At 50.7% G+C, this 8895-nt stretch carries 8 protein-coding genes and 1 pseudogene; all 9 read right to left on the bottom strand.

Annotation, left to right across the window (positions count from 1 at the left end):
* Positions 1 to 164 (bottom strand): transposase domain-containing protein (locus AC1DUO_RS22260; protein ID WP_477986730.1); only part of this gene is annotated, 164 nt, incomplete at its 3' end.
* 109 nt (positions 165 to 273) lie between these two features.
* Positions 274 to 1572 (bottom strand): Gfo/Idh/MocA family protein, encoded by a 1299-nt coding sequence (locus AC1DUO_RS22255; protein WP_013576651.1) that lies wholly within the window; start codon positions 1570 to 1572, stop codon positions 274 to 276.
* Positions 1573 to 1741: 169 nt separating this feature from the next.
* Positions 1742 to 3106 carry an MFS transporter gene (locus AC1DUO_RS22250; RefSeq protein ID WP_119261888.1) on the bottom strand — a complete coding sequence of 455 codons (1365 nt, stop codon included), beginning with the start codon at positions 3104 to 3106 and terminating at the stop codon, positions 1742 to 1744.
* A gap of 172 nt (positions 3107 to 3278) precedes the next feature.
* Positions 3279 to 4163 (bottom strand): heme o synthase, encoded by an 885-nt coding sequence (gene cyoE / locus AC1DUO_RS22245; RefSeq protein WP_013576649.1) that lies wholly within the window; start codon positions 4161 to 4163, stop codon positions 3279 to 3281.
* Positions 4164 to 4181: 18 nt separating this feature from the next.
* Positions 4182 to 4514: a cytochrome o ubiquinol oxidase subunit IV gene (locus AC1DUO_RS22240; protein ID WP_013576648.1), complete on the bottom strand. Its 333-nt coding sequence runs from the start codon at positions 4512 to 4514 to the stop codon at positions 4182 to 4184.
* Positions 4514 to 5128, bottom strand: a complete 615-nt coding sequence (locus tag AC1DUO_RS22235; RefSeq protein WP_013576647.1) for a cytochrome o ubiquinol oxidase subunit III — start codon at positions 5126 to 5128, stop codon at positions 4514 to 4516. Before AC1DUO_RS22235 ends, AC1DUO_RS22240 begins: the two co-directional genes overlap by 1 nt.
* Positions 5118 to 7109, bottom strand: a complete 1992-nt coding sequence (gene cyoB, locus AC1DUO_RS22230; RefSeq protein ID WP_013576646.1) for a cytochrome o ubiquinol oxidase subunit I — start codon at positions 7107 to 7109, stop codon at positions 5118 to 5120. Before cyoB ends, AC1DUO_RS22235 begins: the two co-directional genes overlap by 11 nt.
* A gap of 3 nt (positions 7110 to 7112) precedes the next feature.
* A complete protein-coding gene (gene cyoA, locus AC1DUO_RS22225; RefSeq protein WP_013576645.1) occupies positions 7113 to 8072 on the bottom strand; it encodes a cytochrome o ubiquinol oxidase subunit II in 960 nt (319 codons plus the stop codon).
* 433 nt (positions 8073 to 8505) lie between these two features.
* Positions 8506 to 8895: pseudogene (ampG, locus tag AC1DUO_RS22220) on the bottom strand (muropeptide MFS transporter AmpG); the annotation flags it as partial.

Here is an 8895-nt window from a genome sequence, read left to right as displayed (position 1 = left end):
AGCCAGACCATGGACTCGAGGGGGAGTTTACGCTTGCGTAGGGTGACGGTGTCAGTGAGAGAAAAAGCTTGCTGAATGAGGTCAGGAGACAGGAGGTCAGCGAGGCTTTGAACTTCATCGGGGGCAGTGAGATTGATAATACCGAGAGCTTGTGAAAGTTCCATTTAAAAAGGGTCCATGATGAGCATGAACCCTTTTTACACGAGCCACCGGATCGGTCAACTGATCCTTAAACGATCGGCATTACGCATTGCGTCCCCTTTTTTATGGCGATTACTTCCGCTGGCGCAGCCTTTTCACCAGTTCGAAGTCTTTAAAGTAAATCGGTTTGTCGTACTGCATCGAGAGATTTCCGGCAATTCCTGTCAGGATCGACATCGCGCCGGCGCGGTGATCGGCGGCGCGTTTTAACGGGTCGTCTTTGCGCTCGCCGAACAGGTCTTCCAGCATGGCATTATCACCGCCGCCATGGCCGCCTTCTCCCATCTGGAACTCCGCCTTCCAGGGTTCGGCAAATAACGGATAAACAGTAATTTCTGCTTTCTCAATGCTGCCTTCGTTCTCGCGTTTTCCGCCTGCGTTGACGTACGACATCTCGACGATTTTCATTTCAATGCGGCCTTTGGTGCCGTTGAACACCACGTTCAAACCCTCCCACGGCAGATACGCATTGAGCGAATAGGTTAGCTGTACTTTGTTTTGATATTTCACCAGCACCGACAACGTATCTTCAATGCTGATGCCGTCACTGAAGACACTCTGGTCACGGAAATAGTTATCTTCATGTTCCGCATCCAGATACAGCGCTTTGAGCTGGGCGTTATCGCCCATATGCAGTGCAAACGGATCATTCTGTGCCTGCGGATAGCCATGTGTACGCGGATAAAACTCTGTCACGCCACGCTTTTCTGCATTCTCTTTACCGTAAAAACGCAGGTCGCCCTGCGCATAAACTTTCTCCGGCGTGCTGTTGAGCCAGAAGTTCATCAGGTCAAAATGGTGGGTCGATTTGTGCACCAGCAGGCCGCCGGAATTGCGTTTTTCACGGTGCCAGCGACGAAAATAATCAGCCCCGTGTTCGGTATTCAGCAGCCATTCAAAGTGTACCGAAAGTACTTCACCGATGGTTTCCTGCATCAGCAGTTCACGCATTTTGCTGTGATGCGGCGCGTAGCGGTAATTGAACGCCACACGCACCTGATAGCCAGTTGCATCGACGGCATCCAGAATGCGCAGCGCGCGCTGTTCATCGATGGTCATCGGCTTTTCAGTAATGACGTCACAACCGGCATGCAGGGCGCGGACGATATAATCGTCATGTGTGCGATCCATGCTGGTGACAATCACGATATCCGGTTTGGTTTCGTCGAGCATCGTATTGAAATCAGCAGATTTCCAGGTAGATACCCGTGCGATGCCGCTCTGCTCAAGCTGGCGGTTCGCATAATCCATTCGCGTCTGATTTGTATCACAGAAGGCCACAAATTTTGCGTTGTGGCGGTATTTACCGGTGATCGCTTCAATGTATAAACCTGAGCGTCCGCCGGTGCCAACGAGAGCATATGTTTTCATGAGATCCCCAAAAGGCCCGAGAGCCGTCATCACTGACAAAATTTTGTTAAGGAATTCTTGAGGATAACGATTGAGGGAATTTTTTAAGTGAAGGGTGTCACGCAGTGGGGATAAAAATGAAACGCTGTGCCAGTTTCCAGACACAGCTGATTACTTATGTCAGAAGGCGTCAGGCAGCGCTGACCAGTTGTTCGAGCGCTTTACGGTTGGTCTGTTTGGTGTCGACTTTTACGTAGGCGCTGAATTCTTCCGGAACGACAACGGCTTCGGCCACGCCCGGTTGTGCGAGGATCCGTGCCTGCAGGGCGGAATCTTTCACCGCCAGTTCAGACAGCGTAATACGCAGGCTGCTGACATACGGGGGTTCGGTCATGGTAGAACTGACCAGCAACCAGACGACGGCAATGGCCGCACAAACCAGGAATACGGCACCGGCCCCGACGTGTCCGTAAACATAACCGCCTAAGCTGCCGCCAATCGCCACGCCGATGAACTGGCTGGTGGAATAAAGCCCCATCGCCGTGCCTTTGTAGCCCGCGGGTGATTCTTTACTGATAAGCGAAGGCAGAATCGCTTCCATCACGTTGAAGGCCAGGAAGAACAGTTGGATACCGGCGATGACCGCCCATAAATGTAGCCCCGCTGCCCACAGTACGATTTCAGCCAGCAGCAACACAACCACGCAACCCATGAACACCTGTTTCATGTGGCGCTTTTTCTCAGCGTAGACAATCACCGGAATGACAGCGACGAAAGACGTCAGCATGGTGATCAGATACACCCGCCAGTGTTCACTTGGCGGGAAGCCCGCATGTTCCATCACTTGCGGCAACACCACGAAGCTCGACATCAGTAACACGTGAAGACACAGAATGCCGAAGTTCAGTTTCAGCAGTTTGGCGTTGCCCATCACTTTGCCGAAGCTGCCTTTTACCATGCTCGATTCGCGATTAAGAATGTGCGTAGCAGTGGAGGGCACCACGGCCACGGTAATGATGATGCCGAGAACGGTCAGTACTGCGATCGCCCAGAACAGGGCGTGTAAACCCCAGGCGTGGGTGATGATCGGGCCGAGCACCATCGCAATAGCAAAGGTAATACCGAAACTGATGCCGATAAACGCCATCGCTTTGGTGCGGTTTTGCTCACGGGTCAGGTCAGACAGCAGGGCCATCACGGCGGCAGCAATCGCGCCAGAGCCTTGCAGGGCACGACCAATGATCACGCCCCAGATAGATTCGGTGGAAGCAGCCACAATGCTGCCGATGCAGAAGATGACCAGACCAAAGACGATCAGTGGCTTGCGGCCAACGCGGTCAGAAAGCAGTCCGAATGGGATCTGGAAAACAGCCTGTGCCAGGCCGTAAATGCCGATGGCGATGCCGATCAGTGTTTCGCTGGCGCCGGATAATTTCATGCCGTAGGTGGTCAGCACCGGCAGAACCATGAACATGCCGAGCATGCGCAAAGAAAATACTGTCCCTAGTCCCCATGTAGCCCGACTTTCCTGCGGGGTCATCTGGTTATCGTTCACATTACTACCTCAAAATAACAATCCGACATTTTAATGATTAAGCCGGCCTGGGTAAAACGATGGATCTTTAGCAGATATTACGATGTTTGCCTGTCAGACTGAGAAAAAGAAAAGGCCAGTATTGCTACTGGCCTTTAGCTGTGATTTCAGCGGGTTACACTGAAGGTGCGTGTTACCAAACGTAGGTCAGCAAGGATGTCGGTGCAGAATTAAAATCCACGGACATCATGAAGCTCAGCGACATGATGGTGATGATGGAGAAACCAAACAGTTTTCTCGCCCACACCACGTCATTTTCCGTTTTATACCCCTTCAGTGCCATGCCCAGCCACCAGATACTGACAGCGGCGGCGACAATCAGGTATTTATAACCTGCATAACCGCTCAGGGTCAGCATCAGCGTCGCAATCATAAACGCCAGAATGTAGACGATAATATGATGCTTGGCGACGGAGATGCCTTTCACTACTGGCAGAACCGGGATACCTGCTGCCTGATAATCTTTGAAGCGGAAGATGGCAATCGCGTACGAATGCGGCATCTGCCACAGGCTGAAAATCAGAAGCAGGATCAGGGCACCGGTATCAAACTGGCCAGAAACAGCACAGTAACCGATAACCGGTGGCGCTGCGCCAGACAAGCTGCCGATCAACGTGCCGTATACCGAGTTGCGTTTCATGTACAGGCTGTAAACGCCGACATAAACCACAAAGCCCATCACTGCCAGCCACATGGCCAGCGGATTTGCTCCGATATACAACAACGCAAAGCCCGCAATACCCAGAATGGTCGCGTAAACCAGGCTTGTTTTCGGCGGAATAAGCCCTTTCACCAGGACCCGGTTCTTCGTTCTTTCCATGATCCGGTCGATGTCGCGGTCGATAAAGTTGTTAAAGACACAACCCGATGCGACAACCAGCGAAACACCCACCAGTGTGGCGAGAAAGAGTGGGAAGTCGATGCTGCCTTTGGCAGCAAGGAGAAATCCCCCGATGACAGAAATTAAGTTGCCGAAAATAATTCCTGGTTTCGTTACTTGCAGGTATTGCTTAATCATCACGTGCAGCTCGGCTCTTTAACTGACCATCATATTGAGGTTGAGGTTATACATAATCCACAATGAGCCCACAACGACGATAAAGATAATCACAGCGGTGAACAGAAGTGCCACCAGGTTCCAGCGTTCTTCCGACGACGTATTCATGTGCAGGAAGAACACCAGATGGACAACGATCTGGATGATCGCGGAAGCAACCACAGTACCCAGAATCAGTGAATGTGACGCCGTGTCGGTCATGACCATGGCAAACGGGATCACCGTCAGGATAACCGACAAGATGAAGCCAATAGCGTATGACTTCAGGCTGCCGTGGCTTGCGCCACCATGGGAAGTAGCAGAATGACTCATTACATTGCTCCCATCAGATAAACAACGGTAAACACGCAGATCCACACCACGTCCAGGAAGTGCCAGAACAGGCTCAGACACATCAGACGGGTTTTGTTGACTTCAGTCAGACCGCGACGTGAAACCTGAACCATCATGGTCAGGATCCAAATCAGACCACAGGTCACGTGCAGACCGTGGGTGGCGACCAGCGCAAAGAAGCCAGACAGGAAACCACTGCGCTGCGGACCATAGCCTTCAGCAATCAGGTGATGGAATTCATAGAGTTCCATCCCGATGAAGCCTAAACCGAACAGGAAAGTCAGGAACAACCAGCCGTTAACCGCTGCTTTGTTACCTTTGTTCATGCCCAGCATCGCAAAGCCGTAAGTGATACTACTGAACAACAGGCAGAATGTTTCTACCAGTACGAACGGCAGTTCAAAAATGTCTTTACCAGAGGGACCGCCAGCGGTCCCGTTTACCAGTACTGCATAAGTTGCGAACAGGCTCGCAAACAATATGCAGTCACTCATCAGGTAGATCCAGAAGCCGAAGACTTTGGTTGCACCTGCATCGTGGTGCCCATGCTCAGCATGGGCCTCATCGTGGTGAGTCAGAGTATCAGTTGCCATGTTTCACACCTGCTTTACGGATTTGTTCATAATGTTGGTTTTCAATACGTTCCACTTCTTCAACTGGCACGTAGTAATCAACATCTTCGTCGAAGCTTTTCGCAATCCAGGTCGCAGCCAGTGCAATGAAGCTCACCGCGGCCAGCCACCAGATATCCCAGATTAACGCGAAACCACAAACCAGACTCAGCATAGCGATGATGAAACCGGCGCCGCTGTTACGTGGCATATGAATCGGTTCATATTTAGCAGGCTGCTTGTAAGCGGTGCCTTTCTCTTTCATGTCCCAGAACTCATCACGGTCGTGAATTTGCGGCACGATAGCGAAGTTGTAGAACGGAGGAGGAGAAGAGGTTGACCACTCCAGAGTACGTGCGCCCCATGGGTCACCGGTCAGATCACGGTTCTGGTCGCGGTCGCGAACGGAAACAAAGATCATGATCAGCTGGCAGAGGATACCGCAGGCAATCAGTGCAGCACCGCATGCCGCAACAACCAGCAGCGGGTGGAACTCAGGATCGATGTTCTGGCTGACACGACGGGTCATGCCCATGAAGCCGAGGACGTACAGTGGCATGAACGCAACGAAGAAGCCGATGATCCAGAACCAGAATGAACGCACACCCCATTTTTCGTTCAGCGTGAAGCCGAAGGATTTAGGGAACCAGTAAGTCAGACCTGCGAAGCAACCGAAGACCACACCACCGATAATAACGTTATGGAAGTGGGCAATCAGGAACAGGCTGTTGTGCAGCACGAAGTCAGCACCCGGAACCGCCAGCAGAACACCGGTCATACCACCCACAGAGAAGGTGATGATGAAGCCAACAGTCCACAGCATCGCTGCGTTGAGCGTGATACGGCCCTGATACATGGTGAACAGCCAGTTGAAGATTTTTACCCCGGTCGGGATAGAAATGATCATCGTCATGATGCCGAAGAAGGCATTGACGTTGGCGCCAGAACCCATGGTGAAGAAGTGGTGCAACCAAACGATGAACGACAACACCGTGATGGCGATGGTTGCCCATACCAGCGAGGTGTAACCGAACAGACGTTTTTTGGAGAAGGTTGCGGTAACTTCTGAGAACACACCGAATACTGGCAGAACCAAAATGTACACTTCCGGATGGCCCCAGGCCCAAATCAGGTTGATGTACATCATCATGTTGCCGCCCATATCATTCGTGAAGAAATGGGTGCCCAGATAACGGTCTAAAGTCAGCAGTGCAACAGTCACGGTCAGAATCGGGAAGGACACGATAATCAACACGTTGGTGCACAGTGCGGCCCAGGTAAATACCGGCATTTTCATCAGCGGCATACCGGGTGCGCGCATCTTCAGGATGGTCGCAAAGAAGTTAACACCGGTCAGCAAGGTCCCGACCCCGGATATCTGGAGACTCCAGATCCAGTAATCTACCCCGACCCCCGGACTGTATTCCTTACCTGACAGTGGCGGATAAGCTAACCAGCCGGTCTGTGCGAACTCACCCACACCCAAAGAGATGTTGATCAGCACAACAGCCGCGGCGGTAAACCAGAAGCTCACGTTGTTCAGGAACGGGAACGCAACGTCGCGCGCACCGATTTGCAAAGGAACAACCACGTTCATCAGACCGATTACGAAAGGCATCGCCATGAAGAAGATCATGATCACGCCGTGCGCGGTAAAGATTTGGTCGTAGTGATGAGGAGGAAGGAAGCCCGGCTCGCCCGCAGAGGCAAGCACCTGCTGGCTACGCATCATGATGGCATCGGCAAAGCCACGCAGAAGCATGACGAAGGCCAGAATGATATACATGATACCTAATTTTTTGTGGTCGACGGAGGTCAGCCACTCGGTCCACAGATATTTCCACTTACCGAAATAGGTGATGCCGGCAACTACTGCCAGGCCACCGATAATAATCGCGGCAACTGTGACCATGATAATCGGTTCATGATACGGAACCGAATCAAGCGTTAATTTTCCGAACATCGTTTATTCCTCGGCTCCGGCTGCGTGAGACTGTCCACCCATATCCATGCCTTTCATGTCAGCGCCTGCCGGCATTGGCATGGTGTGACCTTCTGGCGCTGCCTTCATGTCATGCATGGAGTATTTGCCAATGATTTCTTTAAACAAACCAGGTTTTGCAACAGAGAAGTATTCGACCGGGTTGTCGATGCTCTGTGCAGCCAGTTTGTTGAAGTCATCAGTGGTAGCCAGCTGGTTCGGTGCACTTTTCACCTTTGCTACCCAGGTGTCGAAATCGGCACGGGTTGGAGTCGCAATTGTGTTGAACTTCATACCTGAGAAGCCGCGGCCGCTGAAGCTTGCTGAAATGCCTTTATACGTACCCGCTTCATTTGCAATCAAATGCAGCTGAGTTTGCATACCGGCCATCGCATAAATCTGCCCGCCTAACTGAGGAATGAAGAACGAGTTCATCACAGAGTCTGAAGTGACTTTGAACTGAACAGGCACATCTTTAGGAATAACCAGTTCGTTAACGGTCGCGATGCCTTGTTCTGGATAAATGAACAACCATTTCCAGTCCAGAGAAACGACTTCAACCGTCATCGGTTTTTGGTCAGTCACGATTGGCTTGAACGGATCAAGCGAGTGGGTGGTTTTCCAGGTAATCGTTGCCAGGATGGCAATGATAATAATTGGAACTGTCCAGACGACGGCTTCAATTTTGTTGGAGTGGGACCAATCAGGACTGTATTTTGCTTTTGTATTGGAAGCGCGATACTTCCAGGCAAAGGCAAACGCCATGATAATAACTGGTATAACAACGATCAGCATTAAACCGATAGCGGTTAAAATCAGCGTTCTCTGCTCAAGTCCAATTGCTCCCTTGGGATCCATCAATGCCGTATTGCAACCGCTCAACATTACCGCGGAGGCAAATAAGGACAACATCCCAATACTTTTATTGTATTTCTTAAGTCTCATCTAACGACCTCAATAACTAGGGCTCTATTGTCGCTTCAGGTGTGCGGGCATTTTACGGGAAGGTTGCAGGACTGTAAACACGCTTAAACAAGTGTCAAAGCGCTGTTGACACTTTATGTTAACGCAGTCACACATGTCACGGATCGTGACAATTTACAGTGGGCAACAATATGTTGCGTATGGATTTTTTTCTATAGTGATGAAAAACAAGGGGTGACAGATTTTGACATTATAATTGTCGTGCGATATCTCATCGATACGTTTAATTAATGTTAAATTAATGTATAAAGCAGGTGAAATAAAATGCATGAAAAGCCCGAAAGAAAAACTATCCCGGAAAATATTATTTTTTCTGAATTTAATTTATTGCGTCCTATTTATAGATCATTTGTTAAATGAAACGCGCCATTCATTTCGAATGAATGGCGGTAAATCAGGAACGTGCAGTACGGCGCAGAGATAAAAAATCGAGCAGACTGCCTAAAATAACGCCAGTCAGGCAAATAACTGCTCCCGTTTCTAACAAGGTTGTCGCCAGCCTTTGCCAGGATGCCCAGCCCATACTGTCGATAATCAGCGTGATCAGCCAGAGTATCAATAACAAGCTTCCCGTCAGCATGCAACGTAATGCCCAGCGATACGGGGCGGCAAAGTGAATGCGCGGCAGGAAACTGTCTGTATTTTGGGTGTATTCGAGGGTCTGCCGGCAAACAGCCAGCAGCAGTAAACCGGGCACCGCTGCCACAATCGAGAAAAGATAAAACCACGGCCAGCCATAAGCTTCAACGAACCATCCGGCAATCGGCCCGACATACACGCGGCC

The sequence above is a fragment of the Rahnella sp. P4_A8 genome (assembly GCF_056402435.1).
The sequence above is the reverse complement of the archived record's forward strand: the minus strand, read 5'-3'. Positions and strand labels throughout refer to the sequence as shown.

Bases quoted from the DNA above. Each gene is read 5' to 3' on its own strand.
- AC1DUO_RS22255 (WP_013576651.1), bottom strand. From the start codon at position 1,572: ATGAAAACATATGCTCTCGTTGGCACCGGCGGACGCTCAGGTTTATAC.
- cyoE (WP_013576649.1), bottom strand. From the start codon at position 4,163: ATGATTAAGCAATACCTGCAAGTAACGAAACCAGGAATTATTTTCGGC.
- AC1DUO_RS22240 (WP_013576648.1), bottom strand. From the start codon at position 4,514: ATGAGTCATTCTGCTACTTCCCATGGTGGCGCAAGCCACGGCAGCCTG.
- AC1DUO_RS22235 (WP_013576647.1), bottom strand. From the start codon at position 5,128: ATGGCAACTGATACTCTGACTCACCACGATGAGGCCCATGCTGAGCAT.
- cyoB (WP_013576646.1), bottom strand. From the start codon at position 7,109: ATGTTCGGAAAATTAACGCTTGATTCGGTTCCGTATCATGAACCGATT.
- cyoA (WP_013576645.1), bottom strand. From the start codon at position 8,072: ATGAGACTTAAGAAATACAATAAAAGTATTGGGATGTTGTCCTTATTT.